The sequence below is a fragment of the Geobacter sulfurreducens PCA genome (assembly GCF_000007985.2).
GTDB classification, from domain to species: Bacteria; Desulfobacterota; Desulfuromonadia; order Geobacterales; family Geobacteraceae; genus Geobacter; species Geobacter sulfurreducens.
This window is the reverse complement of the sequence record NC_002939.5, coordinates 3,091,124-3,114,495: the sequence shown is the minus strand read 5'-3', so window position 1 is coordinate 3,114,495 and position 23,372 is coordinate 3,091,124. Positions and strand designations below refer to the sequence as shown.

The following is a 23,372-nucleotide window of genomic DNA, read 5'->3' as shown; positions in this document are numbered from 1 at the left end:
TTTGCGCTAACCCGATAGGTTACACGTACACGTCAATAAGTGCGCCCGAGCTGCCGGCCACAGCGCCCGCACCGCTGATGAGCGAAACAGCTGCACGCCCCTCCAGTTTCTGAGACTCCAGTACCTTATCCGCTACAAGCACGGATGATTCAGCTGCTCGCGCAACCGAGATGCCGGATGCTACGCTGCTTATGTTCACGTGAGCCCTCCTTTCCGACGTCAGGCCATATCGAGATGAACCCAACCGATAGTCACTAGGCGTGTCGGATATATCCTACGCATGTCCCCTCTGATATCTCATCGGCGCCGGGCGCCAGGACTTGAGCCGTGGAATGATACGCTCCGCTGAAAGGCGGTTGCATCGTCTCGGGGGAGCGATACAATAATGTTCCTGAACTTCGACAGTCACTGGGGGGACCATGAACTGCGGACGGATTCGTTCCCTGCTTCAGGGGGGGGAGGCCACGGCCGGGCCGGTGATATACTGGATGAGCAGGGACCAGCGCGTTGCCGACAACTGGGCTTTAATCCACGCCCAGAAGCTCGCACTGGCCCGTAGCGCACCGCTTGGGGTGCTCTTCTGTCTTGCCCCACGTTTTCTCGGCGCGACCGCACGCCAGTATCGGTTCATGCTCAAAGGGCTGGAGCAGGTTCGGGCCGCGCTGAATCGGCTTGATATTCCCTTCTTTCTCGTGACCGGTGATCCCAAGGGGGCGGTCGCGGCCTTCACGAGGCGGCACAGGGTTTCGTATCTGGTTACCGATTTTGATCCGCTTCGTGTCAAACGGGAGTGGAAACGGCAGGTGGCAGGGGAGATATCAATCCCGTTCGACGAGGTGGATGCCCATAATATAGTCCCCTGCTGGATCACATCACAGCGTCAGGAGTGGGGGGCATACACCATCCGCCCAAAGATACACCGGCTGCTTCCCGATTTCATGGAGCCGTTTCCGCCTCTGCAACGTCACCCGTTTCCGTGGCAGGGAGCGCTGCCTTCAGACGCCGAGTGGCGTGAGACTTTTACGGGGATGACCTTGGACGAATCGGTGCCCGAGGTCAGCTGGCTCGCGTCGGGAGAAGAGGCAGCGCAGGCCGCTTTGGCCAGATTTCTTGAAGACGGTCTGGCGGGCTACGCAACCCGGCGCAATAATCCTGCAGTAATGGGACAGTCGGGATTATCCCCCTGGCTCCATTTCGGCCAGCTTTCCGCCCAGAGGGTCGCGCAGGCAGCGTTTGCTGCCGCCGCGCCGATAGAATCGCGTGATGCCTTTCTTGAAGAATTGATCGTACGTCGGGAGCTTGCCGACAATTTTTGCTATTACAACGATGCCTACGACCGCTTCGACGGTTTTCCCGAGTGGGCGCAAAGAACCCTCAACCGGCATCGGCACGATCCTCGCCCCCAGTGCTATGAGCATGACGTGCTGGAGCAGGGACAGACCCACGATTCTCTCTGGAATGCAGCACAACTGGAAATGGTACGCTGGGGCAGGATGCACGGCTACCTGAGAATGTACTGGGCAAAGAAACTGCTCGAGTGGACCTCTTCGCCCGAAGATGCCCTCATGATTGCCATTCAACTCAACGACCGCTATCAGCTCGACGGCAGGGACCCCAACGGATACGCTGGCATTGCCTGGAGCATCGGCGGTGTCCATGATCGTCCCTGGGCAGAGAGACCCGTCTTTGGCACGATTCGCTTCATGAGCCGCGACGGCTGCCGGAGAAAGTTCGATACAGATGCCTACGAACGCCGGGTGATTATTAGTCCTGCCACATGTGCGGGAATAGCTCTGTGTAAATAACGGCACGTACAAGCAAGTTATTGATGAACGTCCTGATTTCTGGTAAGAATATCCAGCCGGGACAGTCGGAATAACCAGGGGCGCCCAAGGAGACTCCGGGGGGGCAGCCGCGGAGACGGGTGATCGTATGACTGAATTGACGGAGTTCGTAGAACGACAGTCGCGTCAAGTGCTGGTGGCGCTTGGCTACGTGCTCCTCATTCTTTTCGGCTTGGTCGACCACTTGGCTGACGGTCCGGGATTTGAACCGTTCTATGCCATCCCCGTGGCTCTCGTGACCTGGTATGGTGCGCGCACGGCCGGTTTTGCGGCCGCCTGCGCCGGCGGAATCGTCTGGGGGCTGGCAAACGGCGTGTTCATGGGTGAAGAGTTGAAGCCCGGCCCTACGCTGTGGACGCTTCTGTGGCAATTCGGACTGCTGCTCGCAATCGTTTTTCTGGTAGATACGGTCAAAAAATCCCGCCGGTTCATGGCGGCAACGGCGCGGACCGATCTGCTGACCGGCCTTGCCACGCGCACCTGCTTCGAAGAGCTCGCCCGGAGCGAAATCAGCAGGTCGAAACGGTACGGCCGACCTTTTACATTCATCGTTATCAGATTCAGCCCGCCTAATGGCGAACAGGCGGTCGGGCCAGGCTCTTTGCGGGATATCATGCCTGCGGCAGCTGTAGCCATCAGGCCGCAGCTTCGGGAAACCGATCTGTTCGCCCGGCTTGACGAGTTCACCCTGGCGGCGCTGCTGCCCGAGGCTACCCACGATCCGTCAAAGGTTGTGGTTCAGAAGATACTGGGCCTCCTTGCAGCGGTGCAGCGTGACCGGCGGTGGCAGCTGCGCTTTGGCGTCGGTGCGGTAACGTACGAGGCAGCGCCGGAGTCGACGGACGAGATGGTGAGACGCGGGGTGAAACTTGCCGATTCCGCAAGTCGTGCCGGTGGCGGAGCCGTCAAGTATGAAACCTGTCGGGACCCCGGCGCAGTGAACGGATGATTGGCGGCCGGGTGGCGATGCGTCTCCTGAGGGCAGCGGTCACTCCGCCGCTTTCGACAATGAGTGCCGGACGTATTCCGCGGGAACGCGATGAAACCATGGAAAGGGAGGTATCACATGCCTGACTTCGGAAATCCTTTTGCCGGACTAGCCAATGGACGCAAACTGACCCACGCGGAGCTCGTACGGGCAATCCGCTTCATGGTTGCAGCCGAGTACGAGGCGATCCAACTCTACATGCAGTTGGCCGAGTCCACGGACGACGAACTCGCCATTGCCGTTCTCAAGGATATTGCCGATGAGGAGCGGGTTCATGCCGGCGAGTTCCTGAAGCTGCTCTATCACTTGGCCCCTGATGAGGAAAAGTTTTACGCAGAAGGAGCCGAGGAGGTTGAGGAACTCGCGGAAGAGGTGAAAAAGCGGGCCAAGACCAAGGGTGGGAAATCGAAAAAGTCCTGACAGTGAGTATTGTCTTGGCATTCAGCTGAGCGCCCCGGAGCAATCCGGGGCGTTTTTCGTTCGAGAAGTGACGGGTTACCCCACCGATTTTTTGAATCGACCGACCGCAAAGAGCAGCACGACCGAACCCAGCAGTGCCAATGCGGCTAGCTGAGGCCACAAGATGCCGAGACCGATCCCTTTGAGGAAAATACCTCGAACAATGACGAGGTAGTAGCGGAGCGGGTTCAGATAGGTGGCATACTGGATGCTCGTGGGCATGTTTTCGATGGGAAACGCAAAGCCCGACAGGAGCATGGCCGGGAACGTGAACATGAACGAACTCATCATGGCCTGCTGCTGTGTCCGGCTGATGGTTGATATGAGCAGCCCGAATCCGAGGGTGCTCATCAGGAACAGGGCGGTTGAGCCGATGAGCAATAGGATACTGCCCCTGAGAGGGATTTTGAACCAGAAGAGCGCAATGCAGGTCACGATGGTGACGTTGATGTAGCCCACGATAGCGAACGGCACCAATTTGCCGACAATGAATTCCCATCGCTGGATTGGCGTGACGATGATCTGCTCCATGGTGCCGATTTCCTTTTCGCGCACCACGGCCATGCTGGAGAGCATCATTGTGGTGATCAGGACCATTGAGGCGATGACCCCCGGAACATAGTAGTTGCGGCTCTCCAGGTTTGCGTTGAACCACGCGCGGCTTTCCAGTTCGATGCCGTTGCCTCCCGTGGTCCTGCCGCTCTTTCGCAGGGAATAGTCGGTCAGGATCTGATCGCTGAACCGTTCGGCAATGGTTACCGAATAGCTCACGACGATCCTGGCGGTGCTCGGGTCAGTGCCGTCGACAATAATCGGGAGCGTTGCGGTTCGCCCGGCGCGGATGTTCTCTTCGAATCCCCGATTTATCTGCACCGCGGCCCGAACTTTTCCCCGATCCAGCAGATCGCGCAGTTCATCCCCCCGCTGCACCCGCTGGACGATGTCGAAGTAGCCGGAGCGCTCCAGCCGGGCAACGAGGTCGCGGCTCAGGGCACTGTTGTCCAGATCGTAAACCGCCGTGGCGATGTGCTTGACATCGGTGTTGACTGCGTAGCCGAAGAGGGTGATCTGGATCGCCGGGATAACGAGGATGATGAACCGCATCTTCGGGTCCCGCAGGATCTGGATTGCCTCTTTTATGAGCATGGTTTTCAAGCGATCAAACATGGCTAGCCCATTTTTTTGCGGAACTTCCGTACGGCCAGGGCGAAAATGAGCGTCCCGAACACGGCCAGGAAGAGGATGTCGCCGGCCAGCACCCTGATCCCGATCCCCTTCAGATAGATCCCCCGCAGGATGGTGACGAAATAGCGGGCCGGGATGGCGTGGGTGATTGCCTGAAGGGGGATGGGCATGTTGGCGATGGGGAAGACGAAGCCCGACAGGAGGAAGGCGGGGAGCAGCGTCGCCACCATGGCGAATTGGCTGGCCGCGAACTGACTTTTGCCGACGATGCTGATGAAGACGCCGAGGGCCAGGGCCACCAGGAGGAAGAGGATGGACGTTGCCAGAAGCAGCGGCCGGTCTCCCCGCGTGGGTACCTGGAAGATGAAGCGCCCCGCCAGGAGCGCCACCACGAGGTCGAAGAGGCCGATGCAGAAGTAGGGGACGAGTTTGCCTATGATTAGCTCCGCCCCGGTGAGAGGCGTGGAGATGAGCTGCTCCATGGTGCCGGTTTCCCACTCCCGCGCCACGGTGAGGGAGGTGAGGAGCGCGGCGATGACCATCATGATGACGGCGATGAGGCCGGGAACGATGGCGTTGCGGGAAACCAGGTCGGCATTGAACCAGACCCGCGGTTCCGGGGCCAGCGGCGGGCGGGGCGGCTGATCGGCCGAGCGCCGGATCTGGGCGATGATGAGGGACCGGCTGTACGTGCTGACGATGAATTCGGCATAGCCCAGGGCGGTGGTGGCCGTATTGGAATCGCTTCCGTCGACAATGGCCTGGACCCGGACCTGGCGGCCCGCCTGGAGATCCCCGGCAAAGCCGCGGGGGATGACGAGCGCCATAAGGGCGTCGCGCCGGTCGATGGCCCGTTCGATCTCCCGGTAGTCACCGGCGTATCCCCTGAGCGAGAAATAGCGCGAACCGCTGAACCGGCTCACCAGGTCGCGGCTGGCGGGCGTGGCGCTCTGATCCCAGACCACGAGGGGCACGTTGTCCACGTCAAGGGTCAGGGCGTAGCCGAAGAGAAAGAGCAGCATCATCGGGATGGCGATTCCCATGATGAGGCTCCGGATGTCCCGGAAGACGTGAATGAACTCCTTTCGGGCAACCGCTGTAATCCGCTGCAGCTTCATCGGCTGAACTCCCGCAGGGCGCCTTCTTCCCGATCGCGTGCTTCAATGAGGGATACGAAAACGTCTTCCAGCGAAGGAATGATCTTTTCGATGCGGTCGGCGGTGATTCTCCGGGCCGCGAGAACCCCTGCGATGGCCGGGACCGTTGCCACGGCGTCTTCCGTCACCACATGGAGCCCCCGGCCGAAGAGGGCGGCGTGCTTTACCCCGGGAATCGCCTCGATCTCTTCCATCAGTTCCTGGGGGCGGTCGCAGGCTACCTCCACGATTTCCTCAACCATCCGCTCGGTCTTTAACTCTTCCGGCGTGCCGAGGGCGATGAGCTCTCCCCGGTAGATGAGGGCGAGGCGGTCGCAGTACTCGGCCTCATCCATGTAGTGGGTAGTGACGAAGACCGTGACCCCCGCGCCGGCCAGGCGGTAGATCAGGTCCCAGAACGCACGACGGCTGATGGGGTCGACGCCGGAGGTGGGTTCGTCGAGAAAGACGATGGGGGGCTCGTGGAGGATAGCGCAGCCCAGCGACAGGCGCTGCTTCCAGCCGCCGGAGAGAATGGCGGTGCGGCTGCGGCGATGCTCTGCTAGCCCTGCCATGCCGATTACCCACTCCTTCCGCTCCTGCCGCCGCTCGACCGGAATTCTGTAGATGCCGGCGTAGAAGTCGATGTTCTCCTCCACGGTCAGGTCTTCGTAAAGTGAAAACTTCTGGCTCATGTAGCCGATGTTTTTTTTGATCTCCTCGGCCTGGCGGACGATGTCGAACCCGGCCACGGTGCCGCTGCCGGAACTCGGCGGCAGGATGCCGCAGAGCATCCGGATGGTGGTCGATTTGCCGGCCCCGTTGGGGCCCAGGAACCCGAAGATCTCCCCCCGCCGCACATCGAGGGATATCCGGTTCACGGCGATGAAGTCGCCGAAGCGGCGCTCCAGGTCCTGCAGGGTGACGGCGAATTCGGGCGCGGTCATGGCGCACCGTCCCGGGCGGGGAGGACCGACACGAAGACGTCCTCCAGGCTCGGTTCGATGGGGCGCAGACCCCTGAGAGGAAGCCCTTCCCGGGCCATGAGCGCCTCGACGGCGGAGCGGGTCCGATCCGGCGCCTCGGTCACCACGTGGACCCGGTCGCCGAAGAGCCCCACGGACGTGGTCCCGTCGAGTCCGGAGCGAAGGATGCGCGCCGCCTGGCGGGCGGCATCGGTGCGCACTTCGAGGATCGTTCCCCGCATCAGCCCCTTGAGCCGGTCAGGGGCGTCACAGGCCAAAAGCCGACCCTGGTGGATCAGGCCCACCCGGTTGCAGCGCTCCGCCTCGTCCAGGTAGGCAGTGGTCACGAAGATGGTCACCCCCTCCCGCAGGAGCTGGTAGAGGATGCGCCAGAAATCCCGGCGGGAAACCGGGTCGACGCCGTTGGTGGGCTCGTCGAGGAAGAGGATCCGGGGGGTGTGGATCAGGGCGCAGGCGAGCCCCAGCTTCTGCTTCATGCCGCCGGAGAGGTTGCCCGCTTGGCGGCGCCGGAATGGGGCCAGGTTGCTGAAGGCGAGCAGCCGGTCGATTGTTGCGTCGCGTCCCCGGCGGGGGATGCCGTAGATGTCGGCATAGAAGTGGATGTTCTCCAGCACCGTGAGGTCCGGGTAGAGGCCGAACCGCTGGCTCATGTAGCCGATTTCGGCCTTGATCGCCTCGGCCTCGCGCACCGTGTCCCGACCAAGCACTCGGGCCCGGCCTTCGGTTGGGTCCATGATGCCGCAGAGCATCCGCATGGTGGTGGTTTTCCCGGCCCCGTCGGAGCCCACGAGGCCGAAGAGTTCGCCCGGGGCGATGGTGAGGGTGAGGCCGTCCACGGCGGTGAGCTCGCCAAAGCGTTTGGTCAGGTTTTCGGTGTCGATGGCATGCATGGGTCAGGTATCCGGCGCTTTCCGGTCATGGACTCCCGGTGATGATCTCGGCATCGGCCGGCATCCCCGGCTTGAGCTCCCGGTTCGGGTTCGGGATGGCGATCTTGATGCGGTAGACGAGTTTCACCCGTTCCTTGTCGGTTTGAACGTTCTTGGGGGTGAACTCGGCCTCGGGAGAGATGAAGGTGATGGTCCCTTCGTAGCGCCGATCGGGCCAGGTGTCGTTTTTGATCCGCGCCTTCTGTCCCACCTTGATCCGCCCCAGGTCGGTTTCCGGGATGTAGGCCCTCAGCCAGGTGTTCGACAGGTCGCCGATCGTGATGATGGGGGTGCCTGCCGCCACCTGTTCCCCCGGCTCCACGTGCTTCGAGAGAACCAGCCCGTTCAGGGGGGCGGCCAGGGTGGCGTGGGAGAGGCGGGTACGTGCCAGGGCCAGGGCCTCGCGCGCCTGGTTGAGGCGGGCGCGGGCGGCGTCGATCTGTTCGCGGCGAGGTCCCCGGTGCATGAGCTCCTGCCGGGCCTGCACTTCGTGCAACTGGGCCTGGGAGGCATCTCGGGCAGCCTTTGCCGCATCGTAGTCGCGCCGGGAGATGACCTCGCGCCTGAAGAGCGCCTCCTGGCGGGCAAAGTCGGCCTCCAGCCGGTCGGCATCGGCCTGGGCGCGCTTCACGGCTGCGTCAGCCTGAGCGATCTCCTCCCGCCGGAAGCCGGTTTCCAGTTCACGCAATTGGGCCGCCAGTGCCTCTGCCTGCCGCCCCTCCCGGGCCACCTCCAGGCGGAGTTCATCGTCGTCCAGCCGCGCCACCACCTGGCCCGTCTCGACCATCACGCCTTCATCCACCAGGCGTTCGCGCACTGTGCCCGGTATCTTGAAGCCCAGTTCCACATCGGTGACCTCGATGTTGCCCGAAACCCTGACAATACCATCCGCAGTGCCGTTGCGACGCAGGAGCAGGGCGGCAATCACAGCCGCCGCCAGGAGAATCGCCGCGGCAATGAGTAGAGTCCTTTTCATGCACAACCCTCCGGAGCTTTCAGACGCTTTTTCTATTCTGGCACGATGAGCGGTGATGTAAAGACGTAATGACGGGGCCGGGCGAGAATAGGATTGGAACACTTTATGCTGAATAGAGGGGGAACAGAGGCGGGTTTTGGTGGATAAAACGAGATAAGGTGGTGATTTTAGTGCGAAGTGTCCTTATATGCGACGATGAACCGATTATCAGGATGAGCTTAAAAAATAAGCTCACGGAGCTTGGTTTCGATGAAATCGTGGAGTGCGGGGATGGCGAGCAGGCCGTTCGGATGGCGTTTGCCAAGCTTCCCGACGTCATCATTCTCGACGTGTCGATGCCGAAGAAAGACGGCATCGCGGCGGCCCGCGAGATCCGGCAGCGTCTGAAGGTGCCCATTATCCTGCTGACGGCCTGCTATGATGCAGACACGGTTGCGCGAGCACGGGAAAGCGGCATCGGCGGCTTCCTTGCCAAGCCGTTCCGGGAGCAGGACCTCTGGCCGGCCATCGAGCTGGCCTGTGCCCATGCCGAAGAGGTGGAGCTCCTCAAGGAGCAGGTTGAGGACCTGAAGGAAACCCTGGAGAGTCGCAAGATCGTTGAAAAGGCCAAGGGTATCCTGATGCAGAACCAGGGGCTCACGGAGCCCGAAGCGTTCCGCAAGATGCAGAAGCTGGCCATGGACAAGCGCAAGAGCATGCGCCAGATTGCCGAGGCGATTCTGCTGACCGAAGCGTAGCGGCGGGAACGGATGGTGGTAAGGGGGCGCCCGGTGGGCGCCCTTTCTATTTTTTAGGCAGTTGAAGGACTGCTGCGGACGGATGGATGAAAAACACAATGTGGCATGCTGTGTGTGATTAATTGTTGTGCAGATGCATGGGAAAGAGGCGGCCGTGGAAATTGCTTGCCTGTAAAGCTTAGTTAATTCAGTGTGTTGCTGGTTGGCATGGACGGTGCTATACCACTATCAAACATACAGACGAGAATACGCCGGAGTATTCGCTGCTGAACGCAGGCAAGGGCGCCACCATTAAACGGAAATGGGGCGCCTTTTTTGTTGCCCCGAACATTCCCAGGCAGTCCACGGATTGGTGGACGAAAGGAGACAGGACATGAGACAGGTAGCGATCTACGGCAAAGGCGGCATCGGCAAATCGACCACGACCCAGAACACGGTGGCAGGTCTCGCGACCCTCGGCAAGAAGGTCATGATTGTCGGCTGCGATCCCAAGGCGGATTCCACACGCCTCATCCTCCACGCTAAGGCACAGGACACGGTCATGGACCTCGTTCGCGATATGGGTACGGTCGAGGATCTGGAGCTGGAGGACGTGCTCAAGGTCGGCTTCAAGGATATCAAGTGCGTTGAGTCCGGTGGTCCCGAGCCGGGCGTTGGCTGCGCCGGCCGCGGCGTCATCACCGCCATCAACTTCCTGGAAGAGAACGGCGCCTACACCCCCGACCTGGACTTCGTCTTCTACGATGTTCTCGGCGACGTTGTCTGCGGCGGGTTCGCCATGCCGATCCGCGAGAACAAGGCCGAAGAGATCTACATCGTCTGTTCGGGCGAGATGATGGCCATGTACGCTGCCAACAACATCTCCAAGGGCATTCTCAAGTATTCTTCTTCCGGCAAGGTACGCCTCGGCGGCCTCATCTGCAACTCCCGCAACACGGACCGTGAGGCCGACCTTATCGAGGCCCTGGCCGCCAAGCTCGGCACTCAGATGATCCACTTCGTTCCCCGCGACAACCAGGTCCAGCGCGCCGAGCTGCGCCGGATGACGGTCATCGAGTATTCTCCCGAGCACAAGCAGGCCCAGGAGTACCTGACCCTGGCCCAGAAGATCATCGACAACAAGATGCTCGTGGTGCCCACCCCGCTGGAGATGGAAGAGCTGGAAGATCTCCTCATGGAATTCGGCATCATCGAGGCCGAGGACGAGTCGATCGTGGGTGTGGCCGAGGTGGCAGCGAAGTAGCGAATGCGTGGAGGCAATCCCGGCACCGGCGTTCGGGAGCGTGTGATGCGGCGCAGCACTGCTGTGCTCATGCCCTGCTACCCACCCCCTCACCGGGCCGGCCTCAAAATCGTTCGCCAACGGTTCCGCGCAACCAGGTAAGGGCGCACACTGTGCGGCCTTTGACAGGAGAATACTTATGTCCAATGCAGCCAAAAGAGTTGAAGGAATAACCAAAGAGTCGACTCAGGAGATGATCGACAAGGTGTTGGAGGTTTACCCGGAAAAAGGGCGTAAGAAGCGCGCTCCACACCTGGCCCCCAACGACGGCGTCAGTTCCTGCGTAAAGTCCAACCGCAAGACCGTTCCCGGCGTCATGAGCGCCCGGGGCTGCGCCTACGCCGGCGCCAAGGGGGTCGTCTGGGGCCCCATCCGCGACATGGTTCACATCTCCCATGGTCCGGTGGGGTGCGGCTGGTACTCCTGGGGTACTCGCCGCAACCTGATGAGCGGCATCAACGGGGTCACCAACTTCGGCATGCAGTTCACGTCGGATTTCCAGGAAAAGGATATCGTCTACGGCGGGGACAAGAAGTTGAAGCAACTGCTGGAGGAGGCCAAGGGACTGTTCCCGCTGGCCAAGGGGATTTCGGTCCTGTCCGAGTGTCCGGTGGGCCTCATCGGCGACGACATCAACGCCGTGGCCAAGCAGTCCGCCAAGGAGCTGGACATCCCGGTCATACCCTGTAACTGCGAAGGGTTCCGCGGGGTCAGCCAGTCCCTGGGCCACCACATTTCCAACGACACCATCCGCGACTTCATCATCGGCACCCGGGAGTTTGCCGAGCCCGAGAGCCCGTACGACATCGCCCTTATCGGCGACTACAACATCGGCGGTGACGTCTGGAGCGCCAAGGCGCTGCTGGAGGAGATCGGCCTCAACGTGAAGGCCACCTGGACCGGCGACGGCGAGTTGGACCGGATCGCCGCCACCCACACGGTGAAGCTCAACCTCATCCACTGCTACCGCTCCATGAACTACATGTGCCGCGTGATGGAAGAGAAGTACGGCATCCCCTGGCTGGAGTTCAACTTCTTCGGCCCCAGCAAGATCAAGGAGAGCCTGCGCGCGATTGGTGAGCGGTTCGACGACAGGATCAAGGAGAACGTGGAAAAGGTCATTGCCAAGTACGACCCGATCATGCAGGCGGTGATCGACGAGTATCGGCCGCGGCTCGAAGGGAAGAAGGTCATGATCTACGTCGGCGGTCTCCGTCCCCGCCACACCGTGGGCGCCTACGAGGACCTGGGGATGGTGGTTGTCGGCACCGGCTACGAGTTCGCCCACGGCGACGACTACGAGCGGACCTCCCCCGAGATGCCGGTCGATACGGTCATTTTTGACGATGCCTCCGAGTTCGAGCTGGAGAAGTTCGCCCATCAGATCAAGCCCGACCTGGTTGCCTCCGGCATCAAAGAGAAGTACGTGTTCCAGAAAATGGGGCTTCCCTTCCGCCAGATGCACAGCTGGGACTACTCCGGTCCCTATCACGGCTACCAGGGATTCCCGATCTTTGCCCGGGACATTGACATGGCGGTGAATAGCCCCACGTGGTCGCTGATCAAGTCGCCGTTCTAGACGGAGTCCGCTTTTCCGCCATCTCGGCGTGCCTTCGTCATCGTTTGTGCGGCCTCCGCGCTCTTCATCGGCGCCACGGTCCTGACGAAAATCGGCGTCGGATGGAAAAAACAAAACCAAACCCGGTCGTGGGACGGATTGGTCCCCGGCCGTAAAGGAGAATCGCCATGAGCAACCAACTCGGACTCGCCGTCAAGCCGGTCACCGAATACGATGACGCAGAAGTAAAGAGAGTCGCCGAATGGATCAACACTGAAGAGTACAAGGAGAAGAACTTCGCCCGCCAGGCCCTGGTGATCAACCCGGCCCACGCCTGTCAGCCCCTGGGGGCCGAACTGGTGGCCCACGCCTTCGAGGGGACCCTGCCATTCGTTCACGGTTCCCAGGGGTGCGCCTCCTACTACCGCTCCACCCTCAACCGGCACTTCCGGGAGCCGGCGCCGGCCGTTTCCGATGCCATGACCGAGGACGGCGCCGTGTTCGGCGGCCAGAACAACCTCCACGAGGGGCTGGAAAACGCCATCGCTCTCTACAAGCCCAAGATGGTCGCCGTCTTCACCTCGTGCATGCCGGAGATCATCGGCGACGACCTGACCGCGTTCCTGAAGAACGCCCGCAACAAGGGGATCATCCCGGCGGACATGCCGACCCCGTACGCCAACACCCCGAGCTTCAACGGCTCACACATCCACGGCTACGACGCCATGCTCCTTTCCATCCTGCAGACTCTGACCGCGGGCAAACAGGTGGAGGGTCGCTGCACGGGCAAGCTTAACCTGATCCCCGGCTTCGACGCCAATACCGGCAACTTCAGGGAGTACAAGCGGATTCTCGAGGCCTTCGGCATTCCCTACACCATCCTCGGCGACATCTCCGACGTGTTCGATTCGCCCCTGGACGGCACGTACCGCCCCTATCCGGGCGGCACCACGCTGGATGACGCCGCCGACTCCATCAACGGCAAGGCCACCCTCAACCTGGGGCCCTATTCGGCGGCAAAGACCTTCTCTTGGGTTAAAGACTCCTATTCCGGTAAGCATGCGTCCCTTCCCATGCCCATGGGAGTCACCAAGACCGACGACTTCCTCAAGAAGCTGTCGGAGCTCTTCGGCAAGCCGGTCCCCGAGAGTCTGAAGGAGGAGCGGGGCCGGGCCGTGGACGCCATGACCGATGCCCACCAGTACATCCACAACAAAAAGTTCGCCGTCTACGGCGATCCCGACCAGCTCCTCGGCTACGTCTCCTTTCTGCTGGAGATGGGCGCCAAGCCCTATCACATCCTCTGCAGCAAGGGGACAAAGAAGCTGGAGAAGGAAATCCAGGCGTTGCTCGATACCTCTCCCTACGGCGCCGGCTGCAAGATCTACATCAACAAGGATCTCTGGCACATGCGGAGCCTGCTCATGACCGACCCGGTGGACGCCATGATCGGTGACACCCACGGCAAGTTCGCGGCCCGCGACGCCGGTATCCCGCTTTTCCGCTTCGGCTTCCCGATCTTCGACCGGGTCAACAAGCACCGCTACCCGATCATCGGCTACCAGGGCGTGGTCAATATGCTGACCGAGATCTGCAACAAGTTCCTCGACATCACCGACGAGACTTGTGAGGACCGGTTCTTCGAGATGATGCGGTAAGTTGACTGCGTAGGTGCCTGTAGCTCTGCAGGCTGTGAGTGGGAGCCGGATAGGGATTCCACTTGCAGCCTGCAGAAATGTATGATGTCGGCACAGTATGCGTGTGCTCCTCCCTTATGCCGACCACGGCAATTTCAGAGCGACGAGCGTAAGCGCGCTCACCAGAACCCACAGACTAACCGCCTGAACCAGAGGCCTGATTCCGACCTGTTTCACTACCTCCCTGCTCAGCCCGGCTCCGACCAAGAACAAGGTTACGACAAGGCATTGCTTGGCGACGCCAGCCAGTTCTCCCCAGAAATGTTCATAGGACGGCAACAGTGTCCTGATGGCTGCCGCGCCGAGAAATCCGATGATAAACAGCGGAATCCGGGCTTGCTGCTCGCCACCCTTGATCAGGGAGGCCGCCATGACGACCGGTGCTATCCAGATGGCTCTGGTAAGTTTGACTGTCGTCCCGATGGCCAATGCCGTGGCGCCATATGCCGATGTGGCGCCTACAACGCTGCTGGTATCATGGATGGCCAGTCCCGACCAGACGCCAAAGGTATTCTGGTCAAGCTGCAACCAGTGCCCTACCAGTGGAAACAGCAGCAACGCAGCGGAATTAAGGGTAAAGACCGTTGCCAGCGCTACGGCGGTTTCGTCACTTTTCGCCTTCAGAACCGGCGCCATGGCTGCGATTGCGCTGCCGCCGCAAATGGCGGTGCCGAACGAAATAAGGGCCGAGGTGTTGGTGCCCGTCTTGAACAGCTTGCCGAGGCCATAGCCCACCAAGAGCGTGCACGAGATACCGATTACGCTGTACCAGATGGAATCCTTTCCGGTTTGTATCACCTCGCCGAGGCTGAGCCCGAAGCCAAGTCCGACTACCGAGGCCTGCAGGAGCATTTTGCTATACCGGGCGGTCTGCCGTGGCCACGGATTTGCCTGCAAAAGGCCGAGGGCTATTCCCATGACCAGGGCCTGGGCCGTGCCGACCCACGGGGTTGCGCACAACGCCAGAAGTATGGTGAATGTCCCCCTGCGCAGGTTGCTGCCGTTCATGTCGCACTCCTTTCTGCATCTATTTAGTTGCATCATAGACCACCTTGAATATAATAAAAAATGAGTAATAAAAATTATTATGATCAGTATTATTTATAAGGGAAGACGATGGCGATTAGTCTGAGGCAGCTGGAAATATTCGAAAAAGTTGCACAATGCGAGCATGTAACACAGGCAAGCACTCAACTCTTTCTGACTCAATCGGCCGTGAGCATGGCTATCGCCGAATTGGAGCGAGTGGCGGGGGCTCCGCTTTTCGAGAGGCGCGGCAAGCGGCTGCTCCTGAATGACCGCGGCCGGAAAATACTGCCTGAAGCAGAAGAGGTGGTCAGGAGAACCCGGGCGATAGAGCAGTTTTTGGAAGATTCCGCCGGCGAGCCAAGGGGGGTCCTGAATGTCGGCGCAAGCACCACGATCGGCAACTATATCCTGCCTGAGCTGATTGCCGAATTTTCGGGGAACTATCCCGATGCAAAGGTATTGCTTACTATCGGAAATGCCCACCAGATAGAGCACGCATTGGAAAAGGGAGAACTTGATCTCGGCTTGATCGAAGGGATTCCGCATTCCGGCGTTCTTGACTCCACTCCCTGGAAAAAAGATGAGCTCGTTGTCGTGGTCGGCAAAGGGCACCCATGGGCATGCGATGGCGCAGCGTCGGTGGAGATGCTGGGAAATGCCCCGTGGATCATGCGTGAAACGGGCTCCGGGACAAGGGAGGTTTTTGAGGGCGCGATGGCGGGGAAAGGCATCTCCTTCTCGATCAGCCTGGAATTAGGGCATACCGAGGCGATCAAGAAAGCAATTGAGGCGGGGCTGGGGGTAGGCTGCCTTTCGAGGATTGCCGTTAACAGGGAACTGGAACATGGTTGGCTGGTTGAAATTGCGTGTCCGCTGGATTTGAAAAGAACCCTGTCACTCCAGACCAGGCAATCCGGGTACAAGACCAGATTGCTGTGCGCGTTTTGGTCGCTACTGAATCGGCATAAGGATATATAGCCATGTCTGCGGTTTAGGTGTAGAATTCAGTTGCCTTTCGGCCTGAACCAAAGCTCCAATGCAGTGCCCGAAAGACCCGAACAGGCAGATTGTGGAGGGATAATGAAATTGATCCGGCAACTGCTGTCTGCTGCGGCCCTGACAGTCACAATCGGGGTTGTCACCTACTTCGCCGTTACCAGGTACGTCGTACACAAGGCGGAGGAGAACCTCAAGAGCATTATCCTCTCTCATCGATCATTCCATGCGTACATCCAGCAGGTGATGCATCCCACCTACTACAAGGCCAAGGATGAGGGCAAGATTGCCCGTGATTTCTATGCGCCGCAACTCCTCTCTTCATCCTACATGACCAGAGTCATGCACGGCCTCTTCAACAAGGAGCGGGAAAAGGAGGGGCTCCCGCTGGTGTACTACAAAATGGCTTCGCAAAATCCAAGGAACCCGGTGAACATTGCGGACGAGCGGGAGGCCTATCTCCTCGGGCTATTCAATACCCGGCGCGACCTCAAATCCCATTCCGAGATCAGGACCATTGACGGGAAAAAGTACCTTCTCTACGCCAAACCGTTTCTCGAAACCAATCAGGCGTGCCTGCGCTGCCACGGCAATCGCGCTGATTCGCCAATCGGGCTGCAGCAGATCTATTCCGGCCAGGGCGGTTTCAATGAGTCGGCCGGGACAATTCGTGCGATCGAATCGATCCGCATCCCTCTGGACGATGAATTTACAGCGGCATTCGTTGCCACGACCGCCTCATTGACGGCGGCAGTGATCCTCGCCGGCCTCTTTTTCTTCAACACGAGGCTGCGTCAACGCGTCAGGCAAAGCACCGAAGCACTTGCGGAAAGCGAAGAGAACTATCGCCACTTCACCACCCTCACATCGGACTATGTCCACAAGTGCTCGCGCAAGGGGAAGGAGCCATATCGAATCAAGTGGATCGGCGGTGCATTGAATGCAATCTCCGGCTACAGCAGCGAGGAGATGTTCGCGCGCGGTTGCTGGCTCTCAATAGTCCACCCTGACGATAAGCACCCGACGGCAGAGGCCCTTGCTAGCCTCAAGCCGGGCGATATCAGGGATATATCGTTCAGGATCATAGCCAAAGATGAGAGTATCCGGTGGATAACGGATTCCTGCCAGTGCGAACAAGGTGCAACGGAGGACGAACTGATCCTCTACGGTGCGGCCTCGGACACCACCGACCGCAAGAAGGCCGAAGCGTTGCTGCATTTAACCCGCGCCAGCGTCAATGCCGTATCCGACGCGATTTTCTGGATCACGCCCGACGCCCGTTTTGTAGATGTCAACGAGGCCGCGTGCCGCACTCTTGGCTATTCCCGCGAAGAACTGTTGAACCGTGGGGTCTTCGATGTAGACCCCGACTCCCCGCCTGAAGTATGGGCGCAGCACTTCCCGGAACTTCGCAGGCAGGGAACCCTCCGGTTCGAGTCGCGCCATCGCACTAAAGATGGCCGCATTATTCCGGTCGAGATCGTTGCCAACTATATTCGTCACGACAACGATGAGTTCAATTGTGCTGTTGTCAGGGACATCACCGAACGCAAGCGCGCTGAAGAAGAACACGAGAGCCTTGAGAAACAGCTCCTTCATGCCCAGAAACTGGAGAGCCTCGGCGTGCTCGCCGGCGGCATCGCCCATGACTTCAATAACATCCTGACGGCAATCGTCGGCAATACCGACCTCGCACTGATGCGTCTCAATCCCGAATCACCGGTGCGCGACAACCTGGCGCGAATCGAACGGGCTGCCAACCGGGCATCCGATCTTGCCAAGCAGATGCTCGCCTATTCCGGCAAGGGTAAATTCGTCATCGAACCGATCGATCTGAACCGGCTGGTCGAAGAGATGACCCATATGCTGCAAGTCTCCATTTCCAAGAAGGCCGTGCTCCGCTTCAATTTTGCCGACTCTCTGCCCACGGTCGATGCCGATGCCACCCAACTCCGCCAGATCATCATGAACCTGGTTATCAATGCCTCAGAGGCGATTGCCGATAAGAGCGGCGTCATCGCCATCAGCACGGGGTGCATGCAGTGCGACAGGAAGTATTTAAGCAACGCCTGGCTCAATGAGTCGATCCCCGAAGGACTCTACGTCTGGCTGGAGGTTGCCGACACCGGTTGCGGCATGGACAGGGAGACCGTGTCGAAGATCTTCGACCCGTTCTTCACAACCAAGTTTACCGGCCGCGGCCTGGGGATGGCTGCGGTGCTGGGCATCGTACGCGGGCACAAGGGGGCGATACGGGTCTACAGCGAGCCCGGCCGGGGCACGACGTTCAAGGTGCTCCTGCCGGCCGGCGACAAACCCAAAGACCTGTTCAATGGCGATCAGCAGAAGCAGGCGGTGTGGAAAGGATGCGGCACTGTCCTGTTGGTCGATGACGAGGAAACGGTTATCGGCATCGGTGCTGAGATGCTGAAAGAACTCGGGTTCGATGTCCTGACCGCCATGGACGGCCGCGAGGCGCTCGAAGTGTTTGCGCAGCACCAGGAAAAGATCTGCTGTATCATTCTCGATCTCACGATGCCCCATCTGGACGGCGAACAGACCTTCCGGGAGCTGCGGCAGCTCAAGCCCGACGTTAAGGTAATCATGTCCAGCGGCTATAACGAGCAGGAGATCAACCAGCGCTTTGCCGGAAAGGGGCTGGCAGGGTTCATCCAGAAGCCGTACCGGCTGTCCATGCTTAAGGAGACCATCAGGAACGTTCAGCAAGACTGACGTGAACCGCTTGATGTACCAGTCGAACTCTGTGTCCGCAGCAAAAAGGGCGCTCTCCATCGGGGAACGCCCTTTTCGCTGCAGGGAGGGAGTGCACGATCGTCAGATTTCAGGCAGGGAGAAATAGAACGTTGCTCCGCCGTTGACTTTGCCCTCTGCCCAGACCCGGCCGCCGTGCCGTTGGATGATCCGCTGGACTGTTGCCAGACCGATGCCGGTGCCGGGGAACTCGCCGCCGTGCAGCCGCTGGAAGGGGCGGAACAGTTTGTTCACGTAAGCCATGTCGAAACCGGCGCCGTTGTCCCTGACGAAGAAGACCGTCTCGCCATCGATCACGGCGCTGCCGATCTCGATTCGCGCCCGGGACGTCTTGGCGGTGTACTTCAGGGCGTTGCCCATCAGGTTGAGCAACACCTGCCGGATCAGGGTCCGGTCGGCCTGCGCCGTAAGATCGCCGGCAATGACCCAATCAACGGCGCGGTAGGGCTCGGTTTCCTGAAGCATCGATGCGACCGATGCCGCATTTTTGCTCAGGTTAACGGTGCCTTTACGCAACTCGACCCGGCCCACCCGCGAAAGCTCCAGCAGATCGTCGATCAGTTGCCCCATCTTGCCGCTTGCCGTACAGATGCGTTCGAGGTAGTAGCGGGCCTCCACGGGGATCTGATCGCTGTAGTCCTCGATAACCAGATTGCTGTAGCTGTTGATGTGCCGCAGCGGCGCCCGCAGATCATGGGAAACCGAATAGCTGAAGGATTCCTGCTCCCGGATGGCTTCTTCCAATTGGCCGGTTCGTTCCATGACGCGCCTGTCGAGTTCCCGGTTGAGCTTGCCGATGGTTTCCTCTGTCTGCTTGCGTTCGGTGATGTCCTGGATCGTCCCGATCATGCGGACCGGCCTGCCCTCGTTGTCGCGGGTGAACTCTCCCGTGCCGTAAACCCAGCGTTCCTGGCCGTCAGACGGGCGGATGATCTTGTACTCCATGTTGAACCATGTCCGCTCGGTGAGAAGCGACGCGAAGTAGTCCTTCATCTTCTCCCTGAACTCCGGGTGAATCAGATCGAGCCAGAATTCAAGGTTTTTGGGGGTAGCCGTGTGTATGCCGAAGATCCGGTCCAACTCGGCGGAGCATTCCCAATTGTCGTGCACGATATCGTAATCGTAGGTGCCGAGACAGCCGATCCGCTGGGCCTCCCGCAGCAGCCACTCGCGGTTGCGCAGCGCCTCTTCCGCTGTTTTGCGTTCGGTGATGTCCTGATGGGTGCCGATGAGGCGCAGGGCTTTTCCCCGGCGATCCCTGTTCACGGCCGACCCCCGGCCGAGAATCCAGCGCCAACTGCCGTCCTTGGCCTTCATGCGGAACTCTGCCTGGAAGCCCTGTGTTCTCCCCTCGACACAGTCTATGTTGGTGCTGATGGCCCGTTCCCGATCTTCCGGGTGCAGGAGCTCCATCCACACCTGGAAAGAGGGGGAGAAGTCCTCCGGCTCGTACCCCAGGATCCGGTAGTAGGCCGGGCTGAAGTAACCACTATCAGCCGCGATATTCCAGTCCCAGATGCCGTCGGTGGTTGCCTCCATGGCAAGGCGGAAGCGTTCCTCGCTTTTCCGGAGGGCCTCTTCGGTCTGCTTGCGTTCGCTGATGTCCCGGATAAAGGTGTGGAAGCAGCGCGAAGCGGGCTGAAACGTCGTGCTGACCTCAACGTCGATGACGGTGCCGTCTTTGCGGCGGTGGCGGACTTCGAAGCGCTCGGAACCTTGTTCGACGATGTCCCGGATGTGTTTCTGCGTCTCCTCCACGCTTTCGGTCGCGTCGATGTCGTGAAGGGACATGGTCAGCAGTTCTTCCCGGCTGTATCCCAGAATGTGGCAGCATGCGTCGTTGACTTCCACGACGTTGCCGTGGAGGTCTACCACCCAGAAGCCGTCCATGGATGTGCTCTTGATGATCCGGTAGCGCTCCGCGTGCTCCTGCAGCTGCAGCCGGACGTCCATGAGGTCGGTGATGTCATGCAGGATGCACATCAACTTGCCGCAGATCGACCCCGCGACCTCTACCAGGCGCCGGCTCCCGTCCTTCCTGGTTATGATTTCCCGCCGCACAACGGGAAACCCGGTTGCCCGGTCGGCGTCGAACCGACTCCTGGCCCTTTCGTGCTCGGAGCCGAACAGGGAGCGGAACCACGCGTCAAGGGATGAGAGTTCATCTCGCCGGTACCCGGTGAGGGCTTCAGTCGCACGGTTACAGAACACCCGCTCGTCCTCGATCAAAAGGGCCGGCGCCGGCATGCAGTCCACAACTGCTGTGAGGGTGCTCAGATCGGCTATATCACGTGACGGGGCTTCTGTGCTCATTCAGTCACCGGAGTGCAATGTTTGTGGGGGGAGTGTCGAGAGAAATGTTTATTCTATTTGTTTAGTATGCGCAGTGCAAATTAGTTTTTGTTACCATAATGCAACCAGCCTGGATGACGATTGCGCGTCCGGGGCCGCGGGCAGTCATCCCGGGGTGAAAACTGCATGTTCCGTGCCTTAAATAAAAAGGCGCGTCCCGCACCGGGACGCGCCTTGATGCTGCACCGGCGGCGCTTTACCAGTTTTCTCCGAGCAGTTCGAAGTGTGCCTTGGGATGGGCGCAGGCAGGGCACAGCTCCGGCGCTCCGGCGGCGGTGTGGAGGTAGCCGCAGTTGCGGCAGCGCCAGACTACTTCACCTTCGCGGGTGAAGACCCGGTTGTTCTCGATATTGGCGAGCAGGTCACGATAACGCTTCTCGTGCTGCTTTTCCGCCACGGAAATGGCCCGCCAGACCGCCGCGATTGCCGGAAATCCCTCTTCCTGGGCCACCTGGGCGAACGCCGGGTAGAGGTCGGAATGCTCTTCATGCTCGCCCATGGCGGCGGCCAGCAGGTTTTCGGCAGTGGTCCCGATCTTGCCAGAGGGGAAGCAGGCGGTGATTTCCAGGTCTCCCCCCTCCAGGAACTTGAAAAAGCGCTTGGCGTGCTCCTTCTCCTGGTTGGCGGTTTCCTCGAAGATGTCGGCGATCTGCACGTACCCTTCCTTGCGGGCGGCGGCGGCAAAGTAGGTGTAGCGGTTGCGTGCCTGGCTTTCGCCGGCAAATGACTTCAGCAGGTTCTGCTCGGTTTTGGTGCCTTTCAGTGACATGTACAGCTCTCCTTTCCAGCAGTGGTTGGAATATGTTCTATACCAGAATCGATGCGGCAACACCAGCGTGGGCCGCTGGCCGCTTCATTCATGAGGCCCCGCTTCGGCACGAGGAGGGGCGCAACGGGAGTCGCTTACAGTCTGGGGCGCGGTGTTGCGTCGGTGCTGGCCGGCATGATCGGATACACGACTTTGGGTTGCTTGCCGGTGAGGCTGCCGAGGAAGGCTGCAATGGCCTCGCTTTCATCATCGCTCAGCTTGATGCCGAACTGGGCGGAACCCATGACGGCCACCGCTTCCTTCAGGCTCCAGACGACGCCCGAATGGAAGTAGGGATAGGTGATGGCGACGTTGCGCAGGGAGGGCGCCCGGAACACGTACTCGTCCTTGGCGGTGTTCGTGACCGCAAACCTTCCCTTGTCGCCGAGGGGAAGGATGTTCTCCGCGGGCTTTTCCACGACCCCGAACGGGAAGTAGCCGGTACCGCCCAGATTGAGGCCGCCATGGCAGGCGACGCAGCCTTTGTCGAGGAAAAGCTTGAGGCCGGCGGTCTGTTTTCCGTCAAGGGCCTTTTTCTTCCCTTTGAGATACTGGTCGAAGGGGGAGTCGGGGGTGATCAGGGTCGCCTCGAACACCTCGATGGCCTTTGCCATGTTGTCGAAGGTCACCGGGTCCTTTTCGCCCGGGAACGCCTTTTTAAACAGGGCGACATAGTCGGGGATGCTGTTCAGGGTCTTAACCACCTGATCCGGCGTGTTGTTCATCTCGACCGAGGCCTGCACCGGACCTTTGGCCTGTTCGGCCAGATCCTTGGCCCTGCCGTCCCAGAACTGGGCGGTGTTGAAGACCGAGTTGAGAACCGTCGGTGCATTGCGGGGCCCCTTTTGCCAGCCGTGGCCGGTGGAGGTTGCCTGGAGGTCCCCGCCGCCCAGTCCCACGTTGTGACAGGTATTGCAGCTGATGAGATGGGAGGCGGACAGCCGCGGGTCGAAATAGAGCATCTTGCCGAGCTCCACTTTAACCGGCGATGCCGGGTTGCCCTTCAGGGTGGGCGCCTTGGCAGGAACCGGCTTGAAGAGGCCCTGGGCACGCTGCTGCAGCTCATCGGCGGCGAATGCCTCGCTGGTTGCGACTGCACAGAGGATGGCAAGCGACACGGACAATTGTTTCATGGATGATCTCCTCGATAGTTGTGTATTGAGTTGCTGCGTGCGACGGGCCCTGTCTTTCACCCACTCACCCGCGGGCATGGTCATTTTTCGGCCCCGCCATTGATCGCCTCTTCGAGCTTGGCCTTGTCGAATCCCTGCAGCCGCGTTTTTCCGGCGACAACGAACAGCGGGACTCCGCGACGTTCGTCCGGAACCTTCATGTCGTCAAAGATCTTTATCAGCTCCGCCATATACTCGTCGTCGGTGTCCACTTCCCGGTTTGTGAAGGGGATGCCCCGTTTGGCGAGGTATGCCTTCGCCTCGGCGCAGTGGGGGCAGGTGGACAGGGTATAGATAATGACATCGGGGAACTCTGTCGCTTCTTTCTGCTGCGGCGTCACTGCCGACTGGGGGGCGCTACCCGCCGCGGCAGTGCCGGCGGCGGGCAGTGCGAACATCCCTGCCAGCAGGGTCATGAGAACAAAACGGTACGATGCGGTCATTGAAGTATTTCCCCTGCCTGTCT

Annotated in this window: 20 protein-coding genes; 9 read left to right on the top strand and 11 right to left on the bottom strand. The window is 60.1% G+C overall.

Features of this window, described 5'->3' with window-relative positions:
* Positions 1–19: 19 nt before the first annotated feature.
* Complete coding sequence (locus GS_RS14200) at positions 20–199, bottom strand: hypothetical protein (RefSeq protein WP_235044905.1); 180 nt, start codon at positions 197–199, stop codon at positions 20–22.
* Between the two features lie 220 nt (positions 200–419).
* On the opposite strand from GS_RS14200, the gene GS_RS14195 reads away from it, so the two are divergent.
* The 3 genes from GS_RS14195 (at position 420) to GS_RS14185 (ending at position 3,252) form a co-directional block, all read left to right on the top strand.
* Positions 420–1,805: a deoxyribodipyrimidine photo-lyase gene (locus tag GS_RS14195; protein WP_010943456.1), complete on the top strand. Its 1,386-nt coding sequence runs from the start codon at positions 420–422 to the stop codon at positions 1,803–1,805.
* 127 nt (positions 1,806–1,932) lie between these two features.
* Entirely contained in the window at positions 1,933–2,793 is an 861-nt protein-coding gene (locus GS_RS14190; RefSeq protein ID WP_010943455.1) for a GGDEF domain-containing protein, read from the top strand.
* A 117-nt stretch (positions 2,794–2,910) separates the two neighbouring features.
* Positions 2,911–3,252 carry a ferritin family protein gene (locus tag GS_RS14185; protein ID WP_010943454.1) on the top strand — a complete coding sequence of 114 codons (342 nt, stop codon included), beginning with the start codon at positions 2,911–2,913 and terminating at the stop codon, positions 3,250–3,252.
* A gap of 75 nt (positions 3,253–3,327) precedes the next feature.
* Here GS_RS14185 and GS_RS14180 read toward each other — a convergent pair whose 3' ends face one another.
* From GS_RS14180 to GS_RS14160, 5 genes are read right to left on the bottom strand one after another with little or no spacing between them, the layout of a single operon-like run.
* Positions 3,328–4,458, bottom strand: coding sequence for an ABC transporter permease (locus GS_RS14180; protein WP_010943453.1), 1,131 nt, complete (start codon positions 4,456–4,458; stop codon positions 3,328–3,330).
* A gap of 2 nt (positions 4,459–4,460) precedes the next feature.
* Positions 4,461–5,594, bottom strand: a complete 1,134-nt coding sequence (locus GS_RS14175; protein ID WP_010943452.1) for an ABC transporter permease — start codon at positions 5,592–5,594, stop codon at positions 4,461–4,463.
* Positions 5,591–6,559 (bottom strand): ABC transporter ATP-binding protein, encoded by a 969-nt coding sequence (locus tag GS_RS14170; RefSeq protein WP_010943451.1) that lies wholly within the window; start codon positions 6,557–6,559, stop codon positions 5,591–5,593. The genes GS_RS14175 and GS_RS14170 overlap by 4 nt, the downstream gene beginning before the upstream one ends.
* Positions 6,556–7,488 (bottom strand): ABC transporter ATP-binding protein, encoded by a 933-nt coding sequence (locus GS_RS14165; RefSeq protein ID WP_010943450.1) that lies wholly within the window; start codon positions 7,486–7,488, stop codon positions 6,556–6,558. The genes GS_RS14170 and GS_RS14165 overlap by 4 nt, the downstream gene beginning before the upstream one ends.
* Before the next feature lie 25 nt (positions 7,489–7,513).
* Positions 7,514–8,503: an efflux RND transporter periplasmic adaptor subunit gene (locus GS_RS14160; protein WP_010943449.1), complete on the bottom strand. Its 990-nt coding sequence runs from the start codon at positions 8,501–8,503 to the stop codon at positions 7,514–7,516.
* Positions 8,504–8,673: 170 nt separating this feature from the next.
* Here GS_RS14160 and gnfR point away from each other — a divergent pair, with 170 nt between their 5' ends.
* From gnfR to nifK, 4 genes are all read left to right on the top strand, one after another.
* Positions 8,674–9,240, top strand: coding sequence for a nitrogen fixation two-component system response regulator GnfR (gnfR, locus tag GS_RS14155; protein WP_010943448.1), 567 nt, complete (start codon positions 8,674–8,676; stop codon positions 9,238–9,240).
* A gap of 373 nt (positions 9,241–9,613) precedes the next feature.
* On the top strand, positions 9,614–10,483 hold the full coding sequence (gene nifH / locus GS_RS14150) for a nitrogenase iron protein (protein WP_010943447.1): 870 nt from the start codon (positions 9,614–9,616) through the stop codon (positions 10,481–10,483).
* A gap of 178 nt (positions 10,484–10,661) precedes the next feature.
* A complete protein-coding gene (gene nifD, locus GS_RS14145) occupies positions 10,662–12,101 on the top strand; it encodes a nitrogenase molybdenum-iron protein alpha chain (RefSeq protein ID WP_010943446.1) in 1,440 nt (479 codons plus the stop codon).
* Positions 12,102–12,268: 167 nt separating this feature from the next.
* Positions 12,269–13,738, top strand: coding sequence for a nitrogenase molybdenum-iron protein subunit beta (nifK, locus tag GS_RS14140; protein WP_010943445.1), 1,470 nt, complete (start codon positions 12,269–12,271; stop codon positions 13,736–13,738).
* Between the two features lie 114 nt (positions 13,739–13,852).
* On the opposite strand, the gene GS_RS14135 is transcribed toward nifK, so the two are convergent.
* Entirely contained in the window at positions 13,853–14,785 is a 933-nt protein-coding gene (locus GS_RS14135; protein ID WP_010943444.1) for a YeiH family protein, read from the bottom strand.
* A gap of 108 nt (positions 14,786–14,893) precedes the next feature.
* On the opposite strand from GS_RS14135, the gene GS_RS14130 reads away from it, so the two are divergent.
* Both GS_RS14130 and GS_RS14125 read left to right on the top strand, forming a co-directional pair.
* Positions 14,894–15,784: a LysR family transcriptional regulator gene (locus GS_RS14130; protein WP_010943443.1), complete on the top strand. Its 891-nt coding sequence runs from the start codon at positions 14,894–14,896 to the stop codon at positions 15,782–15,784.
* 102 nt (positions 15,785–15,886) lie between these two features.
* Entirely contained in the window at positions 15,887–18,535 is a 2,649-nt protein-coding gene (locus tag GS_RS14125) for a hybrid sensor histidine kinase/response regulator (RefSeq protein WP_010943442.1), read from the top strand.
* Positions 18,536–18,637: 102 nt separating this feature from the next.
* On the opposite strand, the gene GS_RS14120 is transcribed toward GS_RS14125, so the two are convergent.
* The 4 genes from GS_RS14120 to GS_RS14105 form a co-directional block, all read right to left on the bottom strand.
* On the bottom strand, positions 18,638–20,887 hold the full coding sequence (locus GS_RS14120) for a PAS domain-containing sensor histidine kinase (RefSeq protein WP_010943441.1): 2,250 nt from the start codon (positions 20,885–20,887) through the stop codon (positions 18,638–18,640).
* Positions 20,888–21,122: 235 nt separating this feature from the next.
* On the bottom strand, positions 21,123–21,695 hold the full coding sequence (gene rbr / locus GS_RS14115) for a rubrerythrin (RefSeq protein ID WP_010943440.1): 573 nt from the start codon (positions 21,693–21,695) through the stop codon (positions 21,123–21,125).
* A 134-nt stretch (positions 21,696–21,829) separates the two neighbouring features.
* Positions 21,830–22,867: a cytochrome-c peroxidase gene (locus GS_RS14110; protein WP_010943439.1), complete on the bottom strand. Its 1,038-nt coding sequence runs from the start codon at positions 22,865–22,867 to the stop codon at positions 21,830–21,832.
* A gap of 80 nt (positions 22,868–22,947) precedes the next feature.
* Positions 22,948–23,349, bottom strand: a complete 402-nt coding sequence (locus tag GS_RS14105) for a glutaredoxin family protein (protein ID WP_010943438.1) — start codon at positions 23,347–23,349, stop codon at positions 22,948–22,950.
* Between the last annotated feature and the right edge of the window lie 23 nt (positions 23,350–23,372).

Coding starts and splice junctions, on each gene's coding strand:
- GS_RS14195 (WP_010943456.1), top strand. CDS start 420: ATGAACTGCGGACGGATTCGTTCCCTGCTTCAGGGGGGGGAGGCCACG.
- GS_RS14190 (WP_010943455.1), top strand. CDS start 1,933: ATGACTGAATTGACGGAGTTCGTAGAACGACAGTCGCGTCAAGTGCTG.
- GS_RS14185 (WP_010943454.1), top strand. CDS start 2,911: ATGCCTGACTTCGGAAATCCTTTTGCCGGACTAGCCAATGGACGCAAA.
- GS_RS14180 (WP_010943453.1), bottom strand. CDS start 4,458: ATGTTTGATCGCTTGAAAACCATGCTCATAAAAGAGGCAATCCAGATC.
- GS_RS14175 (WP_010943452.1), bottom strand. CDS start 5,594: ATGAAGCTGCAGCGGATTACAGCGGTTGCCCGAAAGGAGTTCATTCAC.
- GS_RS14170 (WP_010943451.1), bottom strand. CDS start 6,559: ATGACCGCGCCCGAATTCGCCGTCACCCTGCAGGACCTGGAGCGCCGC.
- GS_RS14165 (WP_010943450.1), bottom strand. CDS start 7,488: ATGCATGCCATCGACACCGAAAACCTGACCAAACGCTTTGGCGAGCTC.
- GS_RS14160 (WP_010943449.1), bottom strand. CDS start 8,503: ATGAAAAGGACTCTACTCATTGCCGCGGCGATTCTCCTGGCGGCGGCT.
- nifH (WP_010943447.1), top strand. CDS start 9,614: ATGAGACAGGTAGCGATCTACGGCAAAGGCGGCATCGGCAAATCGACC.
- nifD (WP_010943446.1), top strand. CDS start 10,662: ATGTCCAATGCAGCCAAAAGAGTTGAAGGAATAACCAAAGAGTCGACT.
- nifK (WP_010943445.1), top strand. CDS start 12,269: ATGAGCAACCAACTCGGACTCGCCGTCAAGCCGGTCACCGAATACGAT.
- GS_RS14135 (WP_010943444.1), bottom strand. CDS start 14,785: ATGAACGGCAGCAACCTGCGCAGGGGGACATTCACCATACTTCTGGCG.
- GS_RS14130 (WP_010943443.1), top strand. CDS start 14,894: ATGGCGATTAGTCTGAGGCAGCTGGAAATATTCGAAAAAGTTGCACAA.
- GS_RS14125 (WP_010943442.1), top strand. CDS start 15,887: ATGAAATTGATCCGGCAACTGCTGTCTGCTGCGGCCCTGACAGTCACA.
- GS_RS14120 (WP_010943441.1), bottom strand. CDS start 20,887: ATGAGCACAGAAGCCCCGTCACGTGATATAGCCGATCTGAGCACCCTC.
- rbr (WP_010943440.1), bottom strand. CDS start 21,695: ATGTCACTGAAAGGCACCAAAACCGAGCAGAACCTGCTGAAGTCATTT.
- GS_RS14110 (WP_010943439.1), bottom strand. CDS start 22,867: ATGAAACAATTGTCCGTGTCGCTTGCCATCCTCTGTGCAGTCGCAACC.
- GS_RS14105 (WP_010943438.1), bottom strand. CDS start 23,349: ATGACCGCATCGTACCGTTTTGTTCTCATGACCCTGCTGGCAGGGATG.